Source organism: Actinomadura sp. 9N215 (genome assembly GCF_044326345.1).
Classification (GTDB): Bacteria; Actinomycetota; Actinomycetes; order Streptosporangiales; family Streptosporangiaceae; genus Spirillospora.
This window is the reverse complement of the sequence record NZ_JBIRBA010000024.1, coordinates 72,938-98,037: the sequence shown is the minus strand read 5'-3', so window position 1 is coordinate 98,037 and position 25,100 is coordinate 72,938. Positions and strand designations below refer to the sequence as shown.

The 25,100-nt window shown below is 70.2% G+C and carries 30 protein-coding genes; 14 read left to right on the top strand and 16 right to left on the bottom strand.

The features are described 5' to 3' along the window. Positions 1-127 precede the first annotated feature (127 nt). Complete coding sequence (locus tag ACH34T_RS32715) at positions 128-1,138, bottom strand: LacI family DNA-binding transcriptional regulator (RefSeq protein ID WP_396024807.1); 1,011 nt, start codon at positions 1,136-1,138, stop codon at positions 128-130. Between the two features lie 180 nt (positions 1,139-1,318). Between ACH34T_RS32715 and ACH34T_RS32710 the strand changes: the two genes are divergently transcribed. The 3 genes from ACH34T_RS32710 (at position 1,319) to ACH34T_RS32700 (ending at position 4,219) form a co-directional block, all read left to right on the top strand. Further along, on the top strand, positions 1,319-2,113 hold the full coding sequence (locus ACH34T_RS32710) for a class I SAM-dependent methyltransferase (protein WP_396024806.1): 795 nt from the start codon (positions 1,319-1,321) through the stop codon (positions 2,111-2,113). 119 nt (positions 2,114-2,232) lie between these two features. Then, positions 2,233-3,282, top strand: a complete 1,050-nt coding sequence (locus ACH34T_RS32705) for an LLM class flavin-dependent oxidoreductase (protein WP_396024805.1) — start codon at positions 2,233-2,235, stop codon at positions 3,280-3,282. 94 nt (positions 3,283-3,376) lie between these two features. Next, positions 3,377-4,219, top strand: coding sequence for a hypothetical protein (locus tag ACH34T_RS32700; protein ID WP_396024804.1), 843 nt, complete (start codon positions 3,377-3,379; stop codon positions 4,217-4,219). Here the strand turns inward: ACH34T_RS32700 and ACH34T_RS32695 are convergent. The 3 genes from ACH34T_RS32695 to ACH34T_RS32685 form a co-directional block, all read right to left on the bottom strand. Beyond that, complete coding sequence (locus tag ACH34T_RS32695) at positions 4,199-4,645, bottom strand: hypothetical protein (RefSeq protein ID WP_396024803.1); 447 nt, start codon at positions 4,643-4,645, stop codon at positions 4,199-4,201. The two genes, ACH34T_RS32700 and ACH34T_RS32695, sit on opposite strands and share 21 nt — an antisense overlap. A gap of 281 nt (positions 4,646-4,926) precedes the next feature. Then, a complete protein-coding gene (locus tag ACH34T_RS32690) occupies positions 4,927-5,430 on the bottom strand; it encodes a lytic polysaccharide monooxygenase auxiliary activity family 9 protein (RefSeq protein WP_396024802.1) in 504 nt (167 codons plus the stop codon). A 276-nt stretch (positions 5,431-5,706) separates the two neighbouring features. After that, the gene (locus ACH34T_RS32685; RefSeq protein ID WP_396024801.1) at positions 5,707-6,324 is read right to left on the bottom strand and encodes a MarR family transcriptional regulator; all 618 of its coding nucleotides are present in this window, start codon (positions 6,322-6,324) and stop codon (positions 5,707-5,709) included. Positions 6,325-6,391: 67 nt separating this feature from the next. On the opposite strand from ACH34T_RS32685, the gene ACH34T_RS32680 reads away from it, so the two are divergent. Continuing rightward, complete coding sequence (locus ACH34T_RS32680; RefSeq protein WP_396024800.1) at positions 6,392-6,973, top strand: protoglobin domain-containing protein; 582 nt, start codon at positions 6,392-6,394, stop codon at positions 6,971-6,973. Between the two features lie 99 nt (positions 6,974-7,072). On the opposite strand, the gene ACH34T_RS32675 is transcribed toward ACH34T_RS32680, so the two are convergent. Together ACH34T_RS32675 and ACH34T_RS32670 are read right to left on the bottom strand one after the other, a co-directional pair. Continuing rightward, positions 7,073-7,651: a hypothetical protein gene (locus tag ACH34T_RS32675; RefSeq protein ID WP_396024799.1), complete on the bottom strand. Its 579-nt coding sequence runs from the start codon at positions 7,649-7,651 to the stop codon at positions 7,073-7,075. Then, a complete protein-coding gene (locus ACH34T_RS32670) occupies positions 7,644-8,063 on the bottom strand; it encodes a hypothetical protein (protein WP_396024798.1) in 420 nt (139 codons plus the stop codon). The genes ACH34T_RS32675 and ACH34T_RS32670 overlap by 8 nt, the downstream gene beginning before the upstream one ends. A gap of 106 nt (positions 8,064-8,169) precedes the next feature. Between ACH34T_RS32670 and ACH34T_RS32665 the strand changes: the two genes are divergently transcribed. Further along, positions 8,170-9,516, top strand: coding sequence for a sensor histidine kinase (locus ACH34T_RS32665; RefSeq protein ID WP_396024797.1), 1,347 nt, complete (start codon positions 8,170-8,172; stop codon positions 9,514-9,516). Further along, positions 9,513-10,115 carry a DNA-binding response regulator gene (locus ACH34T_RS32660; protein WP_396024796.1) on the top strand — a complete coding sequence of 201 codons (603 nt, stop codon included), beginning with the start codon at positions 9,513-9,515 and terminating at the stop codon, positions 10,113-10,115. The genes ACH34T_RS32665 and ACH34T_RS32660 overlap by 4 nt, the downstream gene beginning before the upstream one ends. A gap of 42 nt (positions 10,116-10,157) precedes the next feature. Here the strand turns inward: ACH34T_RS32660 and ACH34T_RS32655 are convergent, their stop codons facing one another. Further along, positions 10,158-10,796 carry a DUF305 domain-containing protein gene (locus ACH34T_RS32655; RefSeq protein ID WP_396024795.1) on the bottom strand — a complete coding sequence of 213 codons (639 nt, stop codon included), beginning with the start codon at positions 10,794-10,796 and terminating at the stop codon, positions 10,158-10,160. Between the two features lie 235 nt (positions 10,797-11,031). Between ACH34T_RS32655 and ACH34T_RS32650 the strand changes: the two genes are divergently transcribed. From ACH34T_RS32650 to ACH34T_RS32640, 3 genes are all read left to right on the top strand, one after another. Continuing rightward, positions 11,032-12,420: an LVIVD repeat-containing protein gene (locus ACH34T_RS32650; protein ID WP_396024794.1), complete on the top strand. Its 1,389-nt coding sequence runs from the start codon at positions 11,032-11,034 to the stop codon at positions 12,418-12,420. A gap of 293 nt (positions 12,421-12,713) precedes the next feature. Beyond that, complete coding sequence (locus ACH34T_RS32645) at positions 12,714-13,217, top strand: GNAT family N-acetyltransferase (RefSeq protein WP_396024793.1); 504 nt, start codon at positions 12,714-12,716, stop codon at positions 13,215-13,217. Between the two features lie 123 nt (positions 13,218-13,340). After that, entirely contained in the window at positions 13,341-14,555 is a 1,215-nt protein-coding gene (locus ACH34T_RS32640; protein ID WP_396024792.1) for a DUF5005 domain-containing protein, read from the top strand. A gap of 62 nt (positions 14,556-14,617) precedes the next feature. On the opposite strand, the gene ACH34T_RS32635 is transcribed toward ACH34T_RS32640, so the two are convergent. Genes ACH34T_RS32635 through ACH34T_RS32615 form a run of 5 tightly spaced genes read right to left on the bottom strand, consistent with a single transcriptional unit; the run spans position 14,618 to position 19,775 of the window. Further along, a complete protein-coding gene (locus ACH34T_RS32635; protein WP_396024791.1) occupies positions 14,618-15,781 on the bottom strand; it encodes a PfkB family carbohydrate kinase in 1,164 nt (387 codons plus the stop codon). 20 nt (positions 15,782-15,801) lie between these two features. Next, a complete protein-coding gene (locus ACH34T_RS32630; RefSeq protein ID WP_396024790.1) occupies positions 15,802-16,794 on the bottom strand; it encodes an ABC transporter substrate-binding protein in 993 nt (330 codons plus the stop codon). Positions 16,795-16,807: 13 nt separating this feature from the next. Next, positions 16,808-17,878 (bottom strand): ABC transporter permease, encoded by a 1,071-nt coding sequence (locus ACH34T_RS32625; protein WP_396024789.1) that lies wholly within the window; start codon positions 17,876-17,878, stop codon positions 16,808-16,810. Continuing rightward, entirely contained in the window at positions 17,875-18,732 is an 858-nt protein-coding gene (locus tag ACH34T_RS32620; protein ID WP_396024788.1) for an ATP-binding cassette domain-containing protein, read from the bottom strand. The genes ACH34T_RS32625 and ACH34T_RS32620 overlap by 4 nt, the downstream gene beginning before the upstream one ends. Then, positions 18,729-19,775, bottom strand: a complete 1,047-nt coding sequence (locus ACH34T_RS32615; RefSeq protein WP_396024787.1) for a class I mannose-6-phosphate isomerase — start codon at positions 19,773-19,775, stop codon at positions 18,729-18,731. The genes ACH34T_RS32620 and ACH34T_RS32615 overlap by 4 nt, the downstream gene beginning before the upstream one ends. Positions 19,776-20,091: 316 nt before the next feature. Here ACH34T_RS32615 and ACH34T_RS32610 point away from each other — a divergent pair, with 316 nt between their 5' ends. Continuing rightward, positions 20,092-21,111, top strand: a complete 1,020-nt coding sequence (locus ACH34T_RS32610) for a LacI family DNA-binding transcriptional regulator (RefSeq protein ID WP_396024786.1) — start codon at positions 20,092-20,094, stop codon at positions 21,109-21,111. Between the two features lie 78 nt (positions 21,112-21,189). Here ACH34T_RS32610 and ACH34T_RS32605 read toward each other — a convergent pair whose 3' ends face one another. Beyond that, a complete protein-coding gene (locus tag ACH34T_RS32605) occupies positions 21,190-21,579 on the bottom strand; it encodes an ATP-binding protein (protein WP_396024785.1) in 390 nt (129 codons plus the stop codon). Positions 21,580-21,721: 142 nt separating this feature from the next. Here ACH34T_RS32605 and ACH34T_RS32600 point away from each other — a divergent pair, with 142 nt between their 5' ends. The 4 genes from ACH34T_RS32600 to ACH34T_RS32585 are packed head-to-tail and all read left to right on the top strand — an operon-like array spanning position 21,722 to position 22,909. Then, positions 21,722-22,030 (top strand): helix-turn-helix domain-containing protein, encoded by a 309-nt coding sequence (locus tag ACH34T_RS32600; RefSeq protein ID WP_396024784.1) that lies wholly within the window; start codon positions 21,722-21,724, stop codon positions 22,028-22,030. Further along, positions 21,970-22,536, top strand: coding sequence for a DUF5753 domain-containing protein (locus tag ACH34T_RS32595; RefSeq protein ID WP_396024783.1), 567 nt, complete (start codon positions 21,970-21,972; stop codon positions 22,534-22,536). Before ACH34T_RS32600 ends, ACH34T_RS32595 begins: the two co-directional genes overlap by 61 nt. Then, on the top strand, positions 22,533-22,664 hold the full coding sequence (locus ACH34T_RS32590) for a DUF397 domain-containing protein (RefSeq protein ID WP_396024782.1): 132 nt from the start codon (positions 22,533-22,535) through the stop codon (positions 22,662-22,664). Before ACH34T_RS32595 ends, ACH34T_RS32590 begins: the two co-directional genes overlap by 4 nt. A 56-nt stretch (positions 22,665-22,720) precedes the next feature. After that, positions 22,721-22,909, top strand: coding sequence for a DUF397 domain-containing protein (locus ACH34T_RS32585; RefSeq protein ID WP_396024781.1), 189 nt, complete (start codon positions 22,721-22,723; stop codon positions 22,907-22,909). A gap of 51 nt (positions 22,910-22,960) precedes the next feature. On the opposite strand, the gene ACH34T_RS32580 is transcribed toward ACH34T_RS32585, so the two are convergent. The 3 genes from ACH34T_RS32580 to ACH34T_RS32570 are packed head-to-tail and all read right to left on the bottom strand — an operon-like array spanning position 22,961 to position 24,982. Then, positions 22,961-23,473, bottom strand: coding sequence for a hypothetical protein (locus ACH34T_RS32580; RefSeq protein WP_396024780.1), 513 nt, complete (start codon positions 23,471-23,473; stop codon positions 22,961-22,963). Next, on the bottom strand, positions 23,470-23,844 hold the full coding sequence (locus ACH34T_RS32575; protein ID WP_396024779.1) for a hypothetical protein: 375 nt from the start codon (positions 23,842-23,844) through the stop codon (positions 23,470-23,472). The genes ACH34T_RS32580 and ACH34T_RS32575 overlap by 4 nt, the downstream gene beginning before the upstream one ends. A gap of 58 nt (positions 23,845-23,902) precedes the next feature. After that, entirely contained in the window at positions 23,903-24,982 is a 1,080-nt protein-coding gene (locus tag ACH34T_RS32570; RefSeq protein ID WP_396024778.1) for a hypothetical protein, read from the bottom strand. Positions 24,983-25,100 lie beyond the last annotated feature (118 nt).

The following is a 25,100-nucleotide window of genomic DNA, read 5'->3' as shown; positions in this document are numbered from 1 at the left end:
CCCCATGCGAAGCGGCCTCACGCCGCGGAGCGGCCCCACGCGGAGCGGCCCCACGCGGAGCGGCCCCACGCCGCGGGGCGGCCTCACGCGGAGCGGCCTCACGCGGCGGAGCGGAAACGGGGCGCGATCAGCAGCCGCAGGTCACGCCGATGCTGAGCGTGCCGTCCAGGACCACGGACGGCACCGGCCCCCCGTCCCCGTAGAAGGTCTCCTCCAGGACGTCGAAGGCGCGTGCCGCGAGGTCCTCCAGCGGAAGGCTGACGGTGGTCAGCGGAAAGCTCCCGAGCCGCGCCTCGCGGACGCCGTCGAAGCCCACGACCGCGAGGTCGTCGGGCACGCGCAGGCCCAGGCTCGTCGCCGCGCGGATCGTCACGAACGCCTGCTCGTCCGTCGTGGCGTAGATCGCGCGGGGACGGTTCGCGCGCTCCAGGACCGGCCGCACCGTCCGCTCCGCCTCGACCCTGTCGAAGGAGACCCGGACGAGCCCGCCGTCCGTGGGCAGTCCCGCGCGCTCCATCGCCCGGCGCCAGCCGCCCTCCCGGCCTTCCGCCGGTCCCCCCTCGATGCCGCCCGCCACGCAGACGATGTCCTCGTAGCCGTGCCAGAGCAGGTGCTCGACGGCGAGTTCCGCGCCCTCCAGGTCGTTGAAGACCACGCTCGGCGAGGCGGTGTCGGGGGCGGCCCACTGCAGGTAGACGCGGGGGGTCTCGTCCTCCGGCGGCGGCTCCTCGCCGGTCGTCACGAAGATCCCGCGCGGGCGCAGCTCAGCGAAGGCCTCGCTGTATTCGTCGCCCAGGGACGACTCGTAGCCGATGTTGCCGAGCAGCGTCAGCATGCCCCGGCGGCGCCCCTCCGCCTCGATGTGGCGCGAGAGCTCGCCGAAGAAGGCGTTCGCCGTGTCGGGAACCAGCAGGCCGATGAGGTTGGACCGGCCACCGCTCAACGCGCCGGCGAGCGGATTGCGCCGGTAGCCGAGCATCTGGATCGCTTCCTCGACCTTGACCCGCGTCTTGGCGGAGACAGGACGGGGACCACCGTTGAGGACATAGCTGACGACGGCCGTCGACGTCCCCGCCAGGCGCCCGACGTCGAGGAGGGTGGGCCTGCGCCCGGGACGCGCCCCGCCATTGGTCCCCACGTCCCTGCTCCCTGTCACCGTCTGCGGTCACCCCTGGTTCCGGCCACCGTTCGCGCGGTCGCACGTCGTCCCAGAATACGCGGGACGGCGACCACCGGCCGTTCTGCCAGGACCGGGCCGGTCAGGCTCCCGGTGGGCTGGAAGTAGCCTTGGGCGGTGTTCTCGGCTCAAGGTCCGTCTTTGCGTGAACTGGCGATCCAGGCGATGTCCTCGGTCGAGCGCGGCTACGACCTGCTCGCACCGAAGTTCGACCACACGCCGTTCCGCACCCCGGACGGCATTCTCGATGCGACGCTCGACGCGCTGCGTCCGCTCGGGCCGTTCGGACAAGGGCTGGACGTGTGCTGCGGCACCGGCGCGGGGATGCGGGTCCTCGGGGCCCTGTGCCAGGACGGCATCACCGGCGTCGACTTCAGCGCCGGCATGCTCGCTCAAGCGCGCGACCAGGCGCGCGGCCAAGCGCGCGGCCAAGCGCGCGGCCAAGCGCGCGGCCAAGCGCGCGGCCAAGCGCGCGGCCAAGCGCGCGGCCAAGCGCGCGACGCGCATCCGGACGCCGGGTGGGTGCGGGCCGACGTCCGTGCCTTGCCCTTCGCCGCGGGCTTCGATCTCGCGGTCACCTTCGGGGCGCTCGGGCACTTCCTGCCCGCCGAACGGCCCGCGCTGTTCGCCGGGGTGCACCGCGCGCTGCGGCCCGGCGGGCTGTTCGCCTTCCCGATCGGCGGGCCGCCGCCCATCGTCTCGGGCTGGTATTGGGCGCTGCTCGCCTTCGACCTGGCCATGCGTGCGCGCAATGCCGTGTGGCGTCCGCGGTTCGTCATGTACTACCGCACGTGCCCGTTGCACGCCGTCCGCGATGACCTGGCGGCAGCCGGATTCAGCGTGACGACCATTCCGCTGGCGGCGCTGGGCCAACGCGACGACGGCAGCCCGCGCTACCGGCTCGTCCTGGCGCGTAAGGCGGCTGTTGAGCCGTAACGGCTCGATTTTGGGGGATGTGCACGGGAAGTGACCCTTTGGGCACACGGCAGCACCTACGATCTCCCACAGCCCCCGAACCGTGCGCTAAGGCGCGCACCACAAGGAGACGTTTCCTCGTGAAGTTCAGCTACGCCATGCTTCCCGACTACCCCCTCTCCGAGTCGCTGGCCTCCATCAGGCTCGCCGACGAGCTCGGCTTCCACGCGGTGTACGCGGCCGACGAGCCGTGGCACAAGGACCTGTGGCTGCTGTTCGCGGCGGCCGCGGCGGGCACCTCGCAGATCCGGCTCGGCCCGTCGGTGTCGGCGGTGACGCTGCGCGAGCCGTCGCTGATCGCGCAGGCCGCCGCGACGCTGGACGAGCTGACCGGCGGCCGCGCCGAGGTCGTCCTCGGCAGCGGCAACTTCGGGGTGCTCGCCCAGTACAAGATCGACTGGGCGACCACCAAGCCGCTCACGCGGGTGAAGGAGGCCGTCGCGGTCGTCCGGACCCTGCTGGACGAGGGCGCCATCACCCGCGACGGCGAGTTCTACTCCTACGACGGGCTGTTCACGTTCGCGCGTCCCGTCCAGAAGCACGTGCCGGTCAAGATCGGCGCGATGCGCGGGCCGAAGTCGTTCGAGGCGGCCGGCGAGCTGTCGGACGGCGTGCACCACGCGCTGAGCTACTCCCGCGGCGCGTACGAGTACGCGGTCGAGCACGTCAAGGTGGGCGCCGAGCGCGCGGGCAAGGACTGGCGGACGCTCGACATCGGCGCCTGGGTGGTGTTCGCCGTCGGCCCCGACTCGGCCGCGGCCAAGGAGGCGGCGCGCAGCATGGTCGGCCTGTACGCGTCGGCGATGCCGCCCGAGCAGCTGGAGCGCAACGGCGTCGACCCGGCGGAGATGGCCCCGATCATCGAGGCGATCGGCGCGGGCGACCTGGCCGGCGGCATCGAGAAGACCACCCCGGAGATCACCGAGCGGCTGTCCCTGGCGGGCACCCCGGACGAGGTCCGCGCCAAGATCGAGAGCGACATCGCCCCGGCGGGCGTCAACCACATGATCTGCGCGATCACCGATCCGGCGCTGGTGAAGACCTTCACCGGGCGGGACCTCACCGGCGTCCCCGACGTGGACGGCCAGCTCCGCCTGATCCACGAGCACCTGATGCCCGCGTTCGCCTAGCGTCTGGCACGGCCCCGTGGCGCGGCTCCGTGGCGCGGCGCCTCGCGCCACGGGGCCGGATTGGTCATAGCTGGGAATGGGAATCAGGGTGAATATGTCCATCGCGCGGGATTTCTGGGTCGTTCTCGAACCGCTCCACTCGGTGACGTACTTTTCGCCCGAGTGCATCGACGGGAACAAGGACGTCGGCCTCAAAGGATTCTGGATGGGCTACTTCGGGAGCCGCGGCGCCCCGCTGGGCCCCGCGCCTTCCGGTGTGATCGAGGCGACCTTCTACGGTTTCCACCCTGGCCGGGTGCGGCGAGCGGTGCCGGACGCTTGGACGTTCGCCTCCCCCGAAAACATCCTGCGCATGCGGGAGGCGACCGCCGCGAAGGCGCTCCGGCGGCTGGCGCAGGGATTCGACGAGGTGGCGGCCGAGGCGGTGCCGCGGCTGCGCACGGCCGTCGAGGCGGCCGACGCCGCCGGGCGGACGCTGTTCGCGGCCAACCGCGACCTGACCCTGCCGGACGATCCCGTCGCGGCGCTGTGGCAGCTGGCGACGACGCTGCGGGAGCACCGCGGCGACGGGCACGTCGCCGTCCTGACGGCCGAAGGCCTGAACGGTCTGGAGGCGAATGTCCTGGCCTCCGCCGTGGGCAACGTCCCCGTGGAATTGCTGCTGCAAAGCCGCGGATGGTCGCGCGAGGAATGGGACGAGGCAGCCGAGGCGCTCGCCGCCCGCGGGCTCGTGGACGGCGAAGGCGCGACCGAAGCGGGCCGGTCCCTGAGAGCGGACATCGAACGCCGCACGGACGCGCTGGCCGTGCCGCCTTACCGGGCACTGAACGACCCCGGGAGCCTCCACCGAATGCTCGCGCCATTCACCCGCGCGGTAGTGGACGGCAGGGAGATGCCTTTCCCCAATCCGATCGGTCTACCGCGTCCGCCTGCGTAGACCTGAGCTGGCCGCGCGCCAGTGGGCTTTCGAGCCCGTCCGGACGCCGTCGGCGGCCGCCGGGCCCGCCTCCAATGCCCACTGGCCGGAAATGATCCGTTCGCGCAGCTCGTCGGCGCAGCCCGCGTGGACGATGCGGATGCGGCCGTCCATGCTCCGGACGGCCGTCCACCGCTGGGTTCGCCGGTCGTAGACGATCCCCCACCCGCCCGCGTGGGAGCTGTTGAATTCGTGCCTGATCTCCGCCAGCTCCTGGTCATGGCCGTCGAAATAGCCGCTGCCCGCGAAATCGTCAGGGCCCTCGAAACGGCCGGGGACGCCGAAATGGCCGGGGACGCCGAAATGGCCGGGGTCGCCGAAATGATCAGGCCCGTCGAAATGGTCGCGCGGATCGGCGGATGGGCGGTACGAAGGGTCGGATGGCATAGCGGCGTTCCTGTCGCGCTGGGGGTGGAGTTCCCGGTGCGCGCCTGGAGGGAACGCGCCGGTCACGACGGGTGACCGCGACTGCCTCCGCCCCGCCGGCGACCGCCGTACGCGGGTGATCGAACGCGGTGGAGCGGAGTTGTCACCCATAGCGATGGTCCCCCACGCCGAGGCCCTGTGCCCAATGTCACCCGGCCATAATCCGGAGGCTATGGCCCCTGCGGGTCGTTCGTGGGTCCGCGCTGCGGATGTTAATCAGGCGGATGTGAATCAGGCGGATGTCACTGCACCTGCAGGTCGACACAGGCGTAGAAGGCATTGCCGGTGTCGGCGATGTTCCAGACCGCGAGGACCTTCTGCCGGCCGGTCACTCTACCGAGATTGACCGTGTGGGACGAGGCGCGGGCATCGTACTTCCCGAGGCTCTTGCCGTTGATGAAGTACTCGTAGTCCCTGGTGCTGTGCCGGGCGGTGAACGTCCAGTTGAAGGTCACCGTGTTGCCGACCGTGCTGGGGCGCCACGGCTTGCTGTCGTCGTCGAGATCGGAGAAGCGGGCGTTTCCGCCGCTGCAACTCTGCAGGCCCTTCGGCCCTTCGACGCTCTGCGGCTCCCACTGGATCTGACCGCACTGGACGATCCGCTGCGCGCATTGGGCCTGCCGGCTCGACGGCGACGAGACGTAGCCGTGGGCGTACGCCGAGGTGGCGGGCAGGACCACGGTGATGAGGGGGGCGATTCCGACGCCTGCGGCGACCGCGGCGACCTTGCGACGTGCTGACTTCATGGCGGGGGGTCCTTATCAATAGGAAATTTTCCTATTTGGGTAGTTGAACGTTAACCCTCCGTCCGATAGGCGGCAAGACTTCGCTTGCGAGCGCGGATTAGCACGGGACAAACCGGCGCAGGCCAGCGACCGAACCAGCGCACCGCCGCGAAATAATCGTCAAAGTCTCCCGAGCATCAGGCGATCAATAGGCGATATCTGCCTAATGGCGTGCCCCGATCGGGTAGGCGTTCCATGGCCGGGTGAGGCAGCCGTGGTCCGCGATCCGAATGGTCGTCAGCCGGGCGCCGGGTCGGCCAGGAGAGTCGTGTCGGGCTGGTGTTCGGGGCAATTGACCCGCAGATCGCCGGCGTCGAGCCGCAGGTTCAGCAGCGCGCAATGGTGGTGCCCGTCGGGCGTCTCATGGAATCGGCAGGTCAGGCAGGTGCGGGCCACGGTGATGACGCCTTCGCGGTGCAGGTGCGCGATGAGGAGCAGGAGCGAGTTCAGGACCGTCTCGCCCGCGCCGTCCGGTAGTGCGCCGACGGCGGAGACCAGTTCCCCGCGCCGGCCGGCGATGCCGTCCGCGGCCTCCAGGCCCGCCGGGGTCAGGGACAGCCGCTGCCTGCGCCGGTCGGCCGGATCGGGACGTCGCGTCACCAGCCCCTTCGAGATCAGCGCGGTCACCGCGTCACTGACCGTGGGCTGCGCGACCTGCAGTTCGCGGTGCAGCGCGTCGATGTGCGCGGCCGGCGGCGGCCCGGCCGCGAGCACCGTGAGCAGCTGCGACTGCAACGGGCTGAGCCGCCGGGCGCTCGCCACCTGCTGGCTGAAGGACCGGTAGGCAACGGTCAGCCGTTCGAGAGCGTCGACCGTCTTCTCTGCGACTTCTTCGCTGTTCGGCGGTCGATCCATGCTTGACATCCTATAGGACTCCTCTCTATAAACACATAGGAGTCCTATTAATGGAGAGGCGGCACCCATGACCACGCAGGTCCCGGCCGGATACACCTATGGCTCGACACCGCCCAGCCCGGTCTCGATGGACGAGCTGGCCCAGCTGGAGGCGAGCGTCCTGTTCACCGCCGAGGACGCGGAGGCCCTGCGCATGGCGGGGGACGTCCTGGAGGACCAGGTCGAGGACGTCCTGGACGTCTGGTACGGGTTCGTCGCCTCCCACCCGCACCTCGTCGCCTACTTCGCCACGCCCGACGGCGCGGTCCTGGGGGACTACCTGGCGCGCGTCCGCGGACGGTTCGGCCAGTGGATCATGGACACCTGCCGCCGCCCGCACGACGAGGAATGGCTCTCCTACGCCCACGAGATCGGCCTGCGGCACACCTACGACAAGAAGAACCAGACCGACGGCGCCCCGTCCGTGCCCCACATTCCGCTGCGCCACATGGTGGCCTTCATCTACCCGATCACGGCGACGATGCGTCCGTTCCTCGCTAAGAAGGGCCACGGCGAAGCGGACGTCGAGCGCATGTACCAGGCCTGGTTCAAGGCGGTCACGCTGCAGGTCGTCCTGTGGCTCAGGCCGTACTCCGCCGACAGATGGTGACGCCCCGCAGCGCACGGCGGTCGCAACGCACGGCCGCGCCGATCACGGCCGGAACCGGCGTGATCGGCGCGGTGATTGGGTCGGGCGCGGTGGGGAGGGTCAAGGGAGGAAGACCAGGCCGGCGGCGATGAGGACGTCCACCACGGCGCACCATTGGGCGTACGAGCGGAGCACGACCTTGTCGAGCTTGAGGTGGACGAGGTCCCAGAGGCCGTGCGCGAACCAGCCGGCCGCCACGATGTAGCGTCCCGCGTCCGTGTCGATGACCAGGCCGATCAGCGCCACCGCGCCGAACCCGATCATGCCCAGCGCCTGGGCCTGGAGAGGCTTCGACCGGAACATGCGTCCCTTCACGGCGCCCCACACCAGGACGGCCAGCGCCACGGCCGCCGCGACCGCCGCGGGGTCGGCCACGTCCACCGCCTCCAGGACGGTGAAGGACGCGATCAGGACGGCGAGCACCGCCCATGACCCCCGCCGCCACTGGAACGTCTCGACCACCAGGTACAGCAGGGGCAGCAGGCAGAGCGCCCGCGCCAGGGACGTGACCTGCTCCGTCCCGCCCCCGCCCAGGTTCGGGACGGCCATCGCGGCCGCGAGGGCGGCGGGCCAGAAGCGCCGGGCGGCGGTGGTGACGGCCGGCCGGAGGCGCCGTCCGGCGGTGACGGTGTCAGACATGACGGGCGCTCCCGTACTCGGCGCGGCGGCGCAGCATGATCAGGAACATCGCGGGCAGCATCACGAGATGCTCCAGGAGCATCAGTGAGTCACCCGGGATCGCGCCCAGCCACAGCAGCGGGAACAGGACGGCGAGCGGCGCGACCATGGCGCCCGTCATCTCCAGGGAGCTCGCCCAGCCGTGCCCGCGATAGCGCATCCAGATGACCATCCCGGCCGACATCTCGGCGGCCATCTCCAGCGAGGACCACTCGGCGCCCCCGGGGAACTCCAGGTCGGCGAGGGTGAGGAGGCCGCGGACGGCGATGCCGAGAACGGCCATCCCGACGACCATCGCCGCGATCATCTCCAAGTAGTGGCGCAGGAAGTGCCGCCAGGCGATCGTTCGCGGGCGGCCGGTGTCCGTCGTCATCACGATGTCCCTTCGGTACGGGGGTGGGGTATCTTCGGGTTCTACGGTGGTGGACGCCGGGAACGTCCGGCAGTGCCGGAACCGCACGGAAGAGCAGGGAGACGTCATGGGATCCGATGACATTTGTCATGCGCCCCCCGGCGCCGGGGCCCGCCGCCTCCCGCTCCCCGACGCGAGCGGCCGCGAGACCGGCGGCCGCGAGACGGACGGGCGCGAGACCGGCGGGCCCGGCTCGGGCGGCCTGGAGCGATTCCGCCGCCACACCCGCTGGACCCTGACCGGGACGTTCGTCCTCTTCATGGCCCTGTTCGCCAAGGACTGGATCGCGCATCCCGACCTTGCCGCCTGGGGACGCGCCGTCGCCGCCGTGGCGCTGCTCGTCCTGACCGCGGCGCTGGTGGTGCTGATCGGGCGGCGGCTGCCGTCCGCCGGGGCGGTCGTGGGGCGTCCGCCGGTGGCGTGGCTGGCGGCCGGAGGGGCGGCCGCGACTGTGCTGGGCGTGATCCCGCTGGCGCTCCCCGATCAGCGGCTGTGGCCGCTCGCGCCCGCGGTGATGGCGTCGGTCGCCGCGACGTTCCTGCCGCCGGAGCGGCGCCGGGTGCTGATCGCGGCCGCGATCGTCGCCGCCGCGGCGATCGGCGGGACGGCGGGCGCGGCCACCGGCGACGGATGGCGGCTCGCGACCGCGTTCCCCGCCGGGCTCGTCGCCTTCACCGCGTGGACGATGCTCGGGATGCTCTGGGCCTGGGACGTCGCCGACCGGCTGAACCAGGCGCGCGGGATGGCCGCGGAGCTGGCGGTCAAGGACGAGCGGCTCCGCTTCGCCGCCGACCTGCACGACATCCAGGGCCACCATCTGCAGGTCATCGCGCTGAAGAGCGAGCTGGCCGCCCGGCTCGCCGACGCCGACCCGGCGCGGGCCGCCGCCCAGATGGCGGAGGTGCGGCAGCTCGCGGTCGACGCCCTGCGCGACACCCGCGCCGTCGTGCAGGGATACCGCCGCACGACGCTGGACGCGGAACTCGCCAACGCGGCCAAGGTCCTGTCCGCCGCCGGAATCGACGCCCGTGTGGAACAGGAGACGAGCCCCGACGCCCTGCCGGACGCCGGACGCCACCTCCTGGGCCTCGTGATGCGCGAGGCGACCACCAACCTGCTGCGGCACAGCCGGGCACGGCACGCCACCATCCGCTACGAGGCGGCGGACGGCACGGCCCGCATCCAAATCCGCAACGACGGCGCGTCCACCACGCCCGGCACGTCTGGATCGGGGACGGGGACCGGGACCGGGCTTCGTGCCCTCGCCGACCGGCTGGAACAGGCAGGCGGCGCGCTGACCTGGCGGCACGACGGCGACTGGTTCGAGCTGACCGGCTCCCTGCCGATGCCGCGGCCGATGCCGCGGCCGCCGTCGCCGCCGCTGCCGCTGCCCGCGACGGGGGACGTCCGATGATCCGGCTGCTGATCGCCGACGACGAGGACCTGCTCCGCGGCGCCCTCGCCGCCCTGCTGGAGCTTGAGGACGATCTGACCGTCGCCGCCGAGGCCGCGACCAGCACCGACGCCGTCCGGCTGGCCCGCGAGCACCGTCCCGACATCGCCGTGCTCGACCTGGAGATGCCGCCCGCGGACGGGCTGCACGCCGCCGAGCGGATCCGCGCCGAGCTGCCCACCCAGATCATCCTGGTCACGCGGCACGCCCGCCCGGGGGTGCTGCGGCGCGCGCTGGCCGCCGGGGTGCGGGGCTTCGTGCCGAAGACGACGCCCGTGACGCGGCTCGCCGAGATCGTCCGGGACGTCGCGGCGGGCCGCCGCTACGTCGACCCCGACATCGCCGCGTCCGCGCTGACGGAGAACGACTGCCCGCTGACCGGCCGGGAGCTGGAGGTGCTGCGCGCGTCCCGGACGGGCGCGTCGGTCAACGAGATCGCCGCCGAGGTGCACCTCGCGCCCGGGACGGTCCGCAACTACCTGTCGTCCGCCATGGCGAAGCTGGGCGTGGGCTCCCGGCACGCCGCCGCGCACCGCGCCTGGGAAGAGGGCTGGATCTGACCGGCACGCGGATCGCGGACCGCGGATCGCGGACGGTACCGATCAGCCCGCCAGCAGCCCCTGCATGCGGCCGATTTCGGCCATCTGCGTCGACTGGACGTCCCGCGCCATCTCCTGGACGGTGACGTCGGTGCCCTTGTCCAGGACGTCCTTCACCATGGTGAGCGCGCCCTGGTGATGGGTGATCATCAGCGTCAGGTAGAGCTTGTCGAACGCGGCGCCGTTCGCGTCCCGCAACCGCTTGAGCTGGTCCGGCGTCGCCATCCCCGGCATCCCGGCGTGCGCGCCGTGGTCGCGGCCGTGGGCCTTCAGGACGGCCTTGGAGTTCTGCTCAAGCCACGACTTCATCGCCCCGATCTCGACCTTCTGCGCCGTGTCGATCCGGGACGCCAGCGACCGCACCCGCCGGTCGGACGCCCGGTCCGGGGCCAGCGCGGACATCTCCAGCGCCTGCGCGTGGTGCGGGATCATCATCTGCACGAACCTGACCTCGGCCGCGGTGGGCGGCGCGGCCTCGCGCGGGCCCGCGACCCTGGTCTTGTTGGGCTCGCCCGGACGGCCCGGGACGACCACGGTCCTCGACGGCGCGGCCTCGGGGTCGTCGTCACCGCCGCCGCACCCCGTCAGGACGCCCGCGGCCATCGCGACCGCCGCGCCCGCCACCGCGATCCGGTGCCTCATCGAACCTCCCGCGTCCCGCCGGCGCCACCCGGACCGTATCCGCTGGACGGGGTGCAACAAAAGGCCTTGGATCTCAAGACGCTCACATAAATGCCCAGACCTAGGCAGAGACCCCAAAACCCTCCATACTCCAGGAAGATCAGGAACCGTGTTCACGACCTGTTCACGGGCCTTCTGGACAAAGGAGTCAGGGGTGACGGCAGCTCCCCAGCGAAGAACCAGACGCAGAACCCTCTTGAGTACCCTCACGGGCATCCTGCTGGTGTTCTCGTCCGTGCTCGTCCCGGCGGCGTCAGCCGGCCGGGCCCCGGGCGGGGACGACATCACCAAGACCCCCAACATGCACCATCTGGCGAACATCCCCAAACAGGGGCCGCTCGCCGCCCCCGCCGCGTACGGCTCGGACTGGGCCTTCAAGGGCCGGTACGCCTTCGGCGGCAACTACGAAGGCTTCACCGTCTACGACATCAGCCGGCCGACGCAGCCGAAGGTCGTCACCGTCGTGCACTGCCCCGGCTCGCAGAACGACGTCTCGATCGCCGGGGACCTGCTGTTCCTGTCGACGGACAGCTCGCGGAGCGACGACTCGTGCCAGTCTGTGCCGAAGCCCGCGACCGAGAAGTCGGCGTGGGAGGGCATCAAGATCTTCGACATCAGCGACGTGCGCAACCCGCGGTACGTCAAGGCCGTCGAGACCAAGTGCGGCTCGCACACCAACACGCTCGTCCCGAGCAAGCGCAACGCCTACATCTACGTGTCCTCGTACTCGCCGAACGACACCTATCCGGACTGCAAGACCCCGCACGACCTCATCTCGATCGTGAAGGTCCCGCTGCGGCACCCGGAGGCGGCGTCGGTGGCGGCCGAGCCGGTGCTGTTCCCGGACGGCGGCAACCCCGGCGACCCGCCGGACACGCAGTGGCCGAACCAGACCCGGGCCACCTCGGGCTGCCACGACCTCACCGCCTACCCCGACCGCGACCTGATGGCCGGGGCCTGCATGGGCGACGGCGTGCTGTTCGACATCTCCGACCCGCTGGAGCCGCGCACCATCACCACCGTGCGCGACGACGACAACTTCGCGTTCTGGCACTCGGCGACGTTCAACAACAGCGCCACGAAGATCGTCTTCACCGATGAGCTGGGCGGCGGCTCGGCGGCGACCTGCAACCCGGAGATCGGGCCCGAGAAGGGCGCCAACGCCATCTACGACATCGTCGGGAAGGGCAAGCACCGGAAGCTGAAGTTCCGCAGTTACTTCAAGATTCCGCGGCACAACACCGCGAACGAGAACTGCGTGGCCCACAACGGCTCGCTGATCCCGGTGAAGGGCAAGGACATCATGGTGCAGTCCTGGTACCAGGGCGGCATCTCGGTCATGGACTTCACCGATTCCCGGAACCCGAAGGAAATCGCCTGGCTCGACCGCGGCGAGTGGGCGAACAACCTCCAGTACCTGGCCGGAACGTGGTCGACGTACTACTACAACGGCTACATCTACTCCAACGAGATCCAGCGGGGCCTGGACGTCATCGACCTCCGGGACCACCGCACCGACAAGGCCAAGCGCGTCAGGCTGGACGTTCTCAACGCCCAGTCCCAGCCGAACTACTTCGACGACTGACCGACGCCTGACCTGCCCACTCGGGTCCCCGGCCCCGCCGAGCTCATCGCTCCGCGGCGCCGGGGACCCGTCACTTTCCCTCCGGACACGTCACTTCCCATCCGTCCGCACCCGCCGCAGGACGCCTTCTTCGGGCGATGGCGGGGTGATGGCCTGGGCATTCTCCGGCGGCGGCGTGGCGCAGCCGGTCGGTGGTGAATGGGTGGCGGTTCCGTGCGGCCACGGATGCCGCGCCCAGGTCGTCGGCGGGAAGATCGACGAGTCATCGCCCGCCGATTCCTGAGGAGGCACAAATGGATTACGGCCAGTTCGTCAAGAAGCTCGTCCTGCCCCCGGGCTTCGCCGTCCCCACTCGATTGACCTATGACGGCATCGAGGCCAGGGCAATCTCGCGCGCCGATCTGTCCGAGGACGTGCGCGGCATCAATGCCAGCATCGAGATCATCCGCCGGACCCGCGGCGGCGACTGGCCGACGGAAGAGGTCACCGAGGAATTCAATTACATCGACCTGGTGTGGCACGAATGCGAGTTCCGGGAAGGGTACTCGTTCGCGTACGCCGTCTACGACGCGTCCGGCGCGTATCTCGGCTGCTGCTACCTGTATCCCATGGGACGGCGCACCCCGCTGACCGAGGAATCGGCGGGATACGACGTGGACGTGAGCTGGTGGGTGACACCGTCCGCGTACGCGAATGGCCACTACACCGGCCTGTACCGGGCGTTGCGCCAATGGCTCGCCGAGGACCTCCCGTTCAAGGAGCCGTACTTCTCCAACCGGGAGATCCCAGCCGTCTGACCTGGCCCGCCGGGCACAGACCGCACCCCCGATTCCCTTGACGGACGTGTGCGCCCTTGGTCTAATCACCACGACAGCTGACAACGTTGTCACCCCCCCTCTGAGCCAGGAGGCGATTCCACGTTGAGCAGTAGAGGGTCCACACGCGTCGCCCGCGACGCGACGAGAATGCGCAGGCGCCCCCGCCTCGCACTCGCGGCGGCGCTACTCGCCGGTGCGACGTGCGGCGCGGGCGCCGTCGCGCCGGGCGCGCTGGCGAGCCCAGTGCCGCACGGCGGCGGCGGGCGGCACGCGCCCGTCGTCGTGAGCGCCACCCCTGACCAGCGGCTGGACGCCGCCTGGCGCCGGTTCGGAAACACCGGCGGTGGCTGGCACAACCGCGGCGGCTGGGCGGCGGCCGACGGGACGTACTCGACGAGACTGCCGGGCGGCCAAATCGCCTGGCTCTTCAACGACACCTTCCTCGGCCCCGTCAACCCCGACGAGAGCCTGCCCTCGCGCGCCGGATTCGTCCACAACTCGATCGTCCTCGCCGGACGCGACGGCCTTCCACAGACAACGTTGACAGGTGGGACGCAGCAGAAACCCGAGTCACTCGTCGGCGCGACGCCGACCAAGCCGCCGTGGGACCCGGACGGGGCGAACGACCGCTGGTACTGGAACACCGACGGCATCGTCGACGGCGGAAAGCTCCGCGTGTTCGAGCTCGCGCAGGCGCCGTCCGACGACGAGCCGCCGTTCAACTTCCAGTGGGTCGGCACCGACATCGCGACGTTCTCGCACGACCTGCGCTCCGCGCGGGTGACGCCCAGCTACGACGAGGGCAACGTGCAGTGGGGCGTCGAGCTGATCCGCCACGGCGGCTACATCTACATCTACGGCGTCGAAGGCGTCCCGTTCAACAAGTACATGCACATCGCGCGCGCCCGCGTCGGCCACCTCGTCGAGCGCTCGTGGGAGTTCTACACCGGCTCGGGCTGGTCGCGTGACCCGACCGCGTCCGCGCGCGTGCTGGACGACGTCGGCTCCTCCTACGGCGTCACGCCGGTGGACGGCTACTTCGTCCTCACGACGAGCAACGCGACGCTCGGCCACGAGGTCTACGTGGCGACCGCGCCGACGCCGACCGGTCCGTTCACCAACCGCAAGGCCGTCTACACGGCGCCGGAGGGCGGCGGCAACATCTACGCGCCGTACAACATCGCCGCGCACCCGGACCTGAGCCGCCGCGGCGAGCTCGTGATCTCCTACAACGTCAACAGCCAGAGGATCGAAGACCTGTACGCGAACATCAACAACAACCGCGCCCGCTACCTCCGCCTGCGCTTCGCACGGTAGGCCGGGATGACGATCGGGCCGTCCTCCAGGAAGGAGGACGGCCCGATTCGGCTGCGACGTGTTCAGAGAAGGTCTTCGAGCTCCGCGCCGGTCGGCGGATCCGCTCCGGGACGCGCACAAGTGATGGCCGCGGACGCCAGCGCCATCGCAATCGGCAGCGACAACGATGTCTCGTCACCGTCCGCGAGATCGGCACGGCGCGCGGGGTCGAGCAGCCCAGCGGTCAGCAGCCCCGCCAGCAGGCCCGACATGAACGCGTCCCCCGCGCCCACGGTGTCGGCCACCTCAACCTCCAGGGCGGGACGTTCGACCTGGCCGGACGCGGTGACGGCGACGCAGCCGCCCGGCCCCCGGGTGACGACGACGAGCGCGGGACCGAGACCGAGCCACCGGCGGGCGACGTCCACCTGGTCGTCCCCGGGATAGAGCCAGGCGAGGTCCTCTTCGCTCGCCTTGACGACATCGGCGAGGGCGACCTGCCGCTCGACCCGCCGCCGTTCGGACTCCGGGTCGCCGAGCAGCGACGGCCTGATGTTCGGGTCGTAGGCGACCGTGGGCGCCGCGGCCATCGCCACCTCGGCTGGACGCCCTCCTGCCAGCCCCGCCGCGATCGAACCTGTGTAGAAGACGTCCGTGTCCGGCGGCAACGAGGGCGCGGACGGCTCCCAGGGAAACGCGAAGTCATAGGACGGCACGCCCGCCTCGTCCACCGACACGATCGCGAGCGGCGTGAACGGGCTCGGCTGCACGGCGAGGGTCACCCCAGACGCGGTGAGATGCCCGGTCACCAGCCGCCCGAACGCATCGTCCCCAAGCCCAGTCACAAGCGTCACCGCATCTCCCGGCGGCCCGAGCTGGCCGAGCCGCCCGGACTGGCCCGGCTGCCCGAGCGCCCCAGGCGGCCCGAGCCGTCCGGGCTGCCCGAGCCGTCCGGGCTGGCCAAGCCGTCCGGGCTCGCCGGGCGGGCCGGGCTCGCCGGGCTCGCCGGGCGGGCCGGGCTCGCCGGGCTCGCCGAGGCGTCCGGGCTGGCCGAGCTGTCCGGGCGGGCCGGGCTGGCCAAGCCGTCCGGGCTGGGCGGGCTGGGTGAGGCGGGCGGGCTGGGTGAGGCGGGCTAGGCCGAGGGCGACGTTGGCGGGGCCGCCGCCCGGGTCGGCCCGGAAGCGGCGTCCGCCGGGCTCCCCGACCAGGTCGACCAGGGCCTCGCCGAACACCACGATCCGGGCCATCCGCGTCCTCCTCAGCAGCCTCAGCAGCCGGCCTTGTAGAGCACCTTCTGGCCCTCAGGCGTGTCGACATTCTCCTTGGTGACGACGGTCGCGTCCGTCGGAATGGACTTGGTGACCGGCTCGTCCTTCACCGCCGCGACCGCCTGCTGGACGCCCTTCGCGCCGATCTCGCCGGGCAGCTGCGCGATCAGCCCCTGGACGACCCCGTCCTTCAGCTGCTTGACCTGCGCGGGACCGGCGTCGAACCCGATCATCTTCACCTTGCCGAGCTTGCCGGCCTGCTGCAGCGCCGAGCCGGCCCCGGTCGCGGAGTTGAGGTTGGTGGCGAACACGCCGGCGAGGTCGGGGTCCTTGGCCAGCGCCGAGTTCGTGATCTGGCCGGCGGTGCCGACGTCGTTGTGCGAGTACTGCACGCCCACGTACTGGACGTTCGGATGCGACGCCTTGATCGCCTGCTCGAAGCCCTTGACGCGGGCGTCCACCGTGCTGACGCCGGGGTCGGTCGAGATGACCAGCACCTTGCCCTTGTCGCCGATCTGCTTGGTCAGCGCGGTCGCCGCGGCCTCGCCGCCCTTGGTGTTGTCGGTGCTGATCCGCGACAGGCCGATGCCGTCGTCCTCCACCACCGTGTCCACCAGGATGGTCTTGATCCCGGCGGCCTTGGCCTGAGTCAGCGGCGCGATCAGCGCCTTGGTGTCGGTGGGCGCGATGAGCATCGCGTCCGGTTTGTCGGCCACCACCGAGTTGACGATGGGGGTCTGCAACGTCGGGTCGAACTTCTGCGGGCCCTGCACGCTGAGCTGGACGCCCAGCCTGGCCGCCTCCGCCTTCGCGCCGCAGGCCATCGTCTCGTAGAACTCCTCGCCCGCCATGCCCTGGACGAGGGTCAGCTTGATCTTGTCGCCGGAGCCGCCCGAACCGCCGGAGCCGCCGTCGTCGCCACACGCCGTCGCGCCGACCGCGAGCACCGCCGCCATGGCAATGCCCGTCACCGGGCCCATCATCTTGCGCATCGTCTGCCTTCCGTCAGTGATCTCGTGCCTTGCGGCGCCATTGGTCGAGGTAGACGGCGGCGATGAGCACCGCCCCCACCACGACCTGCTGCCAGAACGGCTTCACGCCGAGGATCTGGAAGCCGTTCTGCAGGACGGCGGGGATGAACACGCCGATGACCGTCCCGGTGACGGTGCCGACGCCGCCGAACAGGCTGGTGCCGCCGATCACCACGGCCGCGATGGCCTGCAGGTTGTCGGTGGAGTGCGCCGACACACCGGTGATGCCGTACTTGGCGAGCGACAGGTAGCCCGCGAGCCCGGCGAGCAGCCCGGCCAGCCCGTACACCTTGACCAGGTGCCGGTTGACCCGGACGCCGGAGGTCCGCGCGGCCTTGACGTTGGACCCGATCGCGTACGTGTGCCGTCCGAACCGGCACTGCGCGAGGACGACGCCGAGCACGATCGTGACCGCGATGGAGATCCACACGATCGTCGGCACCCCGGCGATCTTGTCGAGGCCGAGGCCGAGGTTGAGGCGGCTCGGCGCCCGCAGGTCCACGCCGCCGGTGATCAGCAGCGCGCCGCCGAGCGACATGCCGAGCGTCCCGAGCGTGACGATCAGCGGCGGGATCCGCCCGTAGGCGACGAGCGCGCCGTTGAGCACGCCCCAGGCCAGCCCGGTGGCCACCGCGACCAGGGCGCCGAGCAGCAGCGATCCGATGGACGACGCGCCGGTCGCCTCCATCGCCTTGGTGGCGGTGACGCCGGAGAACACCAGGATCCCGCCGACCGACAGGTCGATGCCCGCCGAGATGATCACGTAGGTCATGCCGACGGCGAGGAGCAGCAGGATGGCGGCGTCGGCGGCGAGGTTCAGCAGGTTGAACGAGCTGGCGAAGCTGTCCGGGTCGAGCACGGAGAACGCGGCGACCAGGACGGCCAGCACCAGCCCGATCCACACTTCCTGCGCCGAGCCCAGCCGGCCGAGGACACCGGTCAGCGCCGACCCCGGCGGCGGCCCGGCCTGGACGACATCGCCGTTATCAATGTCCTTCGGGCCCTGCGGGCCTTTCGGGCCTTTCGGGCGGCTTGGTGCGCTCATCGCTTCTGCTCCCCCTCCGCGGACCCCGATCCGGGCGTCCCGTCCGATGCGCCGCGTTCGGTCACGGAGGCGTCCGGTACGGAGCTGTCCGGTATGGCCAGGTCCTGCTCCAGCGCGCCGGTCATGGCCCCGACCAGCTCCTCCATGGACACGTCGGCCCCCGTGAACCGCGCCACCCGGCGGCCGAGGCGCAGCACCTCGATCCGGTCGGCGACGGCCTTGACGTCCTGCATGTTGTGGGTGATCAGCACGACCGCGACGCCGGAGTCGCGGACGCTGCGGATCAGGTCGAGGACGCGGGCGGTCTGCACGACGCCGAGCGCGGCGGTCGGCTCGTCCATGAACACGACCCGGCGCGCCCAGGTGACGGCCCGCGCCACCGCGACGCCCTGCCGCTGCCCGCCGGACAGCGTCGACACCGACACCGAGTCCGACTTGAGCCGCACGCCGAGGCGCTCGCACTCCTCGCGCGCCCGCGCCCGCATGGCGGCGTGGTCGAGGAACCCGAGCCGCCCGAGCGGCCCGGACCGCAGCAGCTCGCGGCCGAGGAAGAAGTTCGCGGCCGGGGTGAGGTCGGCGCAGAGCGCGAGGTCCTGGTGGACGGTCTCGATACCCGCCTGCCTGGCCTGCTCGACCGACTCGAACCTGACCGGCTTCCCGTCGATGAGGATCCGTCCGGCGTCCGGCGCCTCCACCCCGGCGAGGATCTTCACGAGCGTGGACTTGCCCGCGCCGTTGTCGCCGATCAGCGCGACGACCTCGCCCGGCGGCAGCGTGAAGTCGGCGCCGCGCAGCGCGTCCACGTGCCCGTAGCTCTTCTCAATGCCGTGCGCTTCCAGCAGCGGTCCCGTCATGACGCCTCCCCGGCGACGGACGCGGGAGGCAGGCAGCGCAGGATCTCGACGTCGCCCTGCACGGTCATCGGCCCGGCCCCGAACGGGACGAGGACGGTGTGCCCCGCGTGCAGCGGCACGGCCTCGTCCGCCCCGGCGGAGTGCAGCTCACCGACGCCGCGCAGGACGATCAGCACCGCGAAGCTCGCGTCCAGCTCGGCCCCGCCGCCGACCAGCTCCGCGCGGAAGAACGCGTCGGCGCCCTCCGGCCACACCCGCCGCACCCCGGGCGCGCGTTCGGGCAGCTCGGCCGGACGCCGGACGAGCCCCGCGACCTCCTCCGCGGAGCGGGCGCGGGCGTCCACACAGGACACGGCGGTGTCCCAGCCGAGCCGCAGGTCGGAGTCCGCGCCGTCCGGCGAGAAGCCCGCCCATTCGAGCATGATGCTGAAGTCGGTCGGCTCCTGGACCTCGACGAGGAAGACCCCGGCGTCCACCGCGTGCGGAAGCCCGGCGGGGACCAGCACCGCGTCGCCCGGACGGACCGCAACCGGGTTCAGCGCCGCCAACATCGCCGCGCCGTCCTGCACACGAACCCACTCACGCAGCCGCCCCGGCCCGACGTCCTCCCGAAATCCAAGGTGGACGCGTCCCTCGCCGCCGCCCGGGACGTCCACGACCAGCCACGCCTCGGTCTTGCCGAACGCGCTGCCGAGGTGGGCGCGGGCGAACTCGCGGCTCGGATGGACGTGCACCGGCAGCCGCTGCCCGGCGTCGAGCAGCTTCACCAGCAGGGCCGGGGAGTCGCCCCAGCGCCGCACGTGCTCCGGGCCGAGCCAGCCGTCCGGGTCGGCGGCGATCGCGGCGCGCAGCGGCCGCCCGTCGGGCAGGACGGTGAGCCCGGTGTCGCCGCCGCCGAACCGGCTGGTCGTCGAGCCGACCCAGTCCTCGGGACGGTGGTCGTCGGGTGGGGGGCCGCCGCGGAACCGGCCGATGTTCTCGCCGCCCCGGTAGAAGTGCCGGGGCTGGTTCGCGGTCAGGGGGATGAGGTGGTGGTCAGACATCGTCCTCGCCGAGGGGGATGATCGGCTGCGGCGCACCGCACGTTGCGCCTCAAGGTCCCCAGTTCGAGACATCGTTGTCAAGCCTTCCCTCACCGCCGTGACCTCTTCGTGACTCATCGCCCACCGCCCCTAACTCCCCAGATCCAGCCCCACCTGGACGAACACAGAAAGCTCAACCTCCTTGCCCCGATCGGCCGACAACCCGACCGACAAAGGGTCAGACGGTCGTTTGATAACGTTGTCTGACCACGGCGGGCGCTAGGTTGGTGACGGCACCGTCGGCGGGCGGTGGGGCGGTCTTGGCAGAAGGGCTCAGGTGAACAGGCAGGACAGGCGGCGCAGGCCGACGATCTCGGACGTGGCGGCCGCCGCCGGGGTGAGCCCGAAGACGGTGTCCCGCGTGATCAACCACGAGCCCAACGTCCGCGCGGAGTTGGTCGAGCAGGTGCTCGCGGCGATCGGCGAGCTCGGCTTCCGCCGCAACGACATGGCCAGCACGCTGCGCTCGGGCCGCCAGACCGCCACCATCGGGCTGATCATCGAAGACCTGGCCAACCCGTTCTACTCCACGATCGCCGCCGCGGTCGCCAGGGTCGCCCGCACGCACGACACGCACCTGATCACCGTCAGCTCGGAGGAGGACCCCGCGCTGGAGCAGCGCCAGTTCCTCGACCTGTGCCAGCGCCGCGTGGACGGGCTGATCATCGTGCCCGCCGGGTCCGACCACTCGTTCGCCCGCGCCGAGGTGGAGATGGGCATGCGGGTGGTGTTCCTGGACCGTCCGCCGTCCGGCATCCTCGCCGACAGCGTCGTCATCGACAACGCGGCGGGCGCCCGCGCGGGAATCGTCGACCTGCTGGAGGAGGGGCACCGCCGCATCGGCGTCATCGTCGACTCCCCCGCCATCTACACGGCACGCGAACGGCTGGCCGGCGTCCGGGCGGCACTGGCCGACTCGGGCGTCCCCTACGACGACTCCCTGGTCAGGGTCGGTGTCGCGGACCCCGGCGAGGCCGCGCGCGCCGTCGCCGACATGCTCGACGTCGCCGACCCGCCCACCGCGTTCTTCGCCGGCAACAACCGGATCACCATCGGCGCCCTCCAGGAGCTGTACCGGCGCGACGACGGCGCCGCGCTGATGGGCTTCGACGACTTCGAGTTGTCCACGCTGATGCCGCGCCCGCTGACCGTGATCGCCTACGACGTCCAGGAGCTGGGGCGGGCGGCCGCCGTCCGGCTCTTCGAGCGGATCGGCGGCGACACGTCGTGGCCGTCCGAGCTCATGATCCCCACGCGCCTCGTACCGCGCGGCATCGACCTCCTGAAGAGCCCCTGAGGCGCGGCGCGCCGCCGTCAGGTCCCCTCCTCGTGACGGCGGCACGCCACGACCCGGCCTGTGGCGGGCCACGACCCTCTACGGACGCATGCGCGCCCAGACCCACTTGCCCCCGCCCAGGTCCCGCGTCGCGCCACACCGCACCGACAGGGCCCGGACGATGTGCAGCCCCCGTCCCCCGTTGTCGTCGAACGCCTCCTCGGAGACGTCGAGGTCGTCGAGAGTGAGAACCTTGCGCGGCTTGGGACGCGGGTACTGGGGGTCCCGGTCCCACACGGCGATGATGAGGCCGTCCGCGTCCCGGCTGACCTGGAAGCGGATCTCCTCGTCCGGCGTCCACTGGATCGCGTTGGTCACGAGTTCCGAGACGATAAGAAGCGCATCGTCGAGAATATGGGAATAGTCCCAATTGCGTAGCCGCGCGGTCGCCAACGTCCTCGCGAGCCCCACCGACGCCGATGTTCCCATCAGGGGAACGATCATTTCCCCCGTCGCCGTCATCACCATCGTCCCCACCCTCGCCCGAGATTCCGATTTCCTGTGACAAGGATCACCGCGATGTTCTACGTTTCGCCTGTAGGCACCAAAGACGGATACAAGGAGGCCGGCAATGCCAATCGTCCGCGAGCCCTTGGACCCCAAGATCTCGATGTGGTACTTCCTGGCCTTCTACCTGCGCTTTTGGCGCGAGAAGATGGGGCTCTCACTCACCCAGTGCGGCCAGATCATGGGAGTGACGCGGGGGACTGTTTCCAATATCGAGGCGGGTCGGCGACGTCTACAGGACGACCACGCACAGGCCCTCGACCGGCATTACGGGACGGGCCTGCTTTTCAACTCTTGCTCTGGTTTGCCCGAATGGCCCACGACCCCAACTGGGGAAAGCAACTCGTCAAGTACGAACAGGAGTCTCATCTGATCAAGACCTACCACGGCCAGGTCATCCCGCTCGCCCTCCAGACCGACGAGTACACCTGGGCCTACGTCCAGTCCGGGACTCCGAAAGACTTCGATGCAGAGATGGCCGAGCGTGTCGCAAGGAAAAAGTCCTTCTTCAGCCGGGGAACCGAGGTCGAGATGTGGGCCACCCTCGATGAGAGCGTCCTGGCGCGTGAGGTCGGCAGTCCGGAGGTGCAGAAGGCGCAGTTGGAGCACCTGCTCGCCATGGCCGACCTGCCGCAGGTCAGCCTCCGTATCGTCCCCTTCAAGTCGGGTGCTCACCTGGGCGTTGACGGATCGCTCCAGATCCTCAGCCTGGAGAGTCGCGACATCGCCTATTCGGGCGCCCAGAACGGTGGCCGCTTGATCGAGACACCTGGCGAGGTCCGGGAACTGTCGGTTAAGTTCGATCGCATCGGCGCGAAGGCGGCTTCCTTGGAAGCCTCTCGCGAGATCATCAAGCGATACTTGGAGAGCTACGAATGATCGTGCAGTGGCGCAAGAGCACCCACAGCGGCGGAGCAGACGACCAGCACTGCGTTGAACTGGGACGTCTCGCGTCCGGAGTCGGTGTGCGCGACTCCAAGGCCCCGAAGGGGGTCACCTCGCCCTGACCCCGGACCAGTTCGCAGGGCTGGTTGAGCAGATCAAGCGGCAGCGGTAGCTGCCCGTGCAGTGGCGCAAGAGCACCCACAGCGGCGGAGCGAACGACGAACACTGCGTTGAGCTGGGACGACTAGCGCCGGGCACCAGCGTCGGCGTGCGTGACTCGAAGAACCCGGACGCGGGCCGCCTAACCCTGACGGTTGCCCAACTCTCCAGCCTCCTAGACCAGATCAAGCAGGACCCCGCCCACTGACCGTCCCATCTCCTGCGCCGCGCGCATCTGTGTGAGGCGCGGGAGACCCACTCAGCCCGTCGCCACCTGTTCATCCCCCTGCCGGGCCTGCTGACCCGCCAGCCACCGCCCGGCATAGTCCGCCGACTCCTGCAGGAATTTTTCCAGGTCAGGCCCTTCAAGTTCCGCCTTGTGGAAAAGATCCAGCAATACGGCGAAGCAGGCCTTGACCATCGCCTCGTTGTCGGCGCCGTACGGTTCACGATCTTCAAGAGTCTTGTCTCGAAGAACAGCGCGTATCATGCCCTCGGCGACACGAGGGTTGATCTGCAACGTTTCCTCGCCGAGGACGGCTTTTCGCAGCTCCGTGACGTACCGGATAATCTCGGGGATCGTGAAGGTGGGTGAGAACCTCCGCAGCACCGCCACCGCGAACGCCGAATAGGCCATCAAATTGAGGGCGATGATGTCGCTCTCGACGGTCGGCTCATCGAACGACTCAGGCCCGACGGCGCCCTCAGTGAGAAAGAGGCGGAGCGGCTCAACGTGCTCGGCCCTCAGGTGAACATTTGAGAAGTTCGTCATGAGAACACTTCGTCCGCCATCTCTCGTGCCGTGGCCAGGAACGCATCGAGTTCGTCGGCGCTGAGCTGCGCGTCGCCAATGAGTCCCGCCAGCAGAAGGATCTTGCTTCCATGCGACACCTCGCCGCTGATGCCCTTACGGGCTTCAGGCGGTAGCTTCCCAAGAGCAATGTTAATCAAGGTCTCGGCCACATTCGGATCGAGCACCTCCGGATCGTCCACCCGTAGGCGCACAGAGGTGACGAAGTCGATGATTTTCCCATCATCCGCAACCTCCTCGCCCTTCATGAAGCGTCGCCTAGCTGCTTCAAAGAACGCAGCAGTGACTAGGGACACGTACTGGTTGGTTGCCGGTCCGTCCAGCTGGTTCAACAGTCTGGTGTGCTCCTGACCCTGCCCCTGGAGTTGCGCTCGAAGTGTCGCTACCTGCTCATCCGTTATCGCCATTATTCCTCCGGAAGATCTTAGTTAGGCCGCTTACCGCGCCGTGCTTTAAGGCAACTCCCACCATCGCGATCGCAACAAGCCCCAGGCCAACGCTCGGACCGTTGATCGTGTCGGTCGGAGCCTCTCCAGGGTAAGGGTTGTCATGTTGCACGCCAGGGCGATAATCGCTGGGTGGACGATGATCGAGGATATTCTGCGCATTATCGTTGAACTTGGTGAATTCTTTAGTCACTTCCTCCAAGTTATCGTCCAAGCCCCGCATGGCCCGCTTCCAGTCCGAATCCCGCTCGGGGTCGGGTTCGGATAGGTCTTGGTTTTCGTTGATGGGGGTGAGGGGGTCGCCGCGTTCGCGGGTGAGTTCTCCGGCGGTGGCGGGGTCTAAGTCGGCGCGGGTCGGGAGTCCGGCGTACGGGTCGGTGTCGGGCTCCTCGGGTGCCGGGGATTCGGGCTGGTCCTCGGCGTTTCCACCACGGTCGGCGGTGTCGTTCGGGGGTTCCTCGCCCTCTGGGGGCGGTTGAGGGTCGTCGTGGTCGGGGGGCTGGTCCTCGGGGCCGGTGGTGTTCTGGTCGCTGGGTTGCGTGGGGTGGTCGTCCGGTTGGTCCTGTGTGTCGGTTGGGCGTGCCCATGACTGTGCTCGCGGGCCTTGTTCGGGCTCTGGTTGTTCGGTGGGCTCTGTGCCTTGCTCGGCTTTCGGCTCCGACGCGTCCTCGGTCTGCGTGTCGGCGCGCTGGTCGTCTGTGCTGGGGGCGTCGCGTGGTCCGGGCTCGCCTGGGGCCTCGGGCTCGACCGGTTCTAGTTCGCCGCGTGCTCGTGCCCACGATTCGGCTCGTGGGCCGCGCGGAACGTCGCGGGTGGGGGTGCCCTCGGGCGCCGCAGGCTCGGGGTTCTCTGGCTCTGGTTTCTCGGTGCCTGCTTCGGTGGGGGCGCGGCTTTCGGCGCGCGATGGCTGGCCCGGGGTGCCTGGACGGTCCGGAGGCGGCTGGTTGGCGTTGTCGGACGCCTGCGGCCGGTCGGTGGTCTCTGTCTTGGTGTCGGTCCCGCTGGTGTGGTCGACGCCCACCATCAGCCCTTCCGCCGGACGGCAACGGTCGGACGCCACCAGGAACGCGCGGGGCCAACGCCCGGAAACGCCGTCCGTCAATGAAACCGCGCCCGTCAGGGAATTGCACCCCTTCCGACCA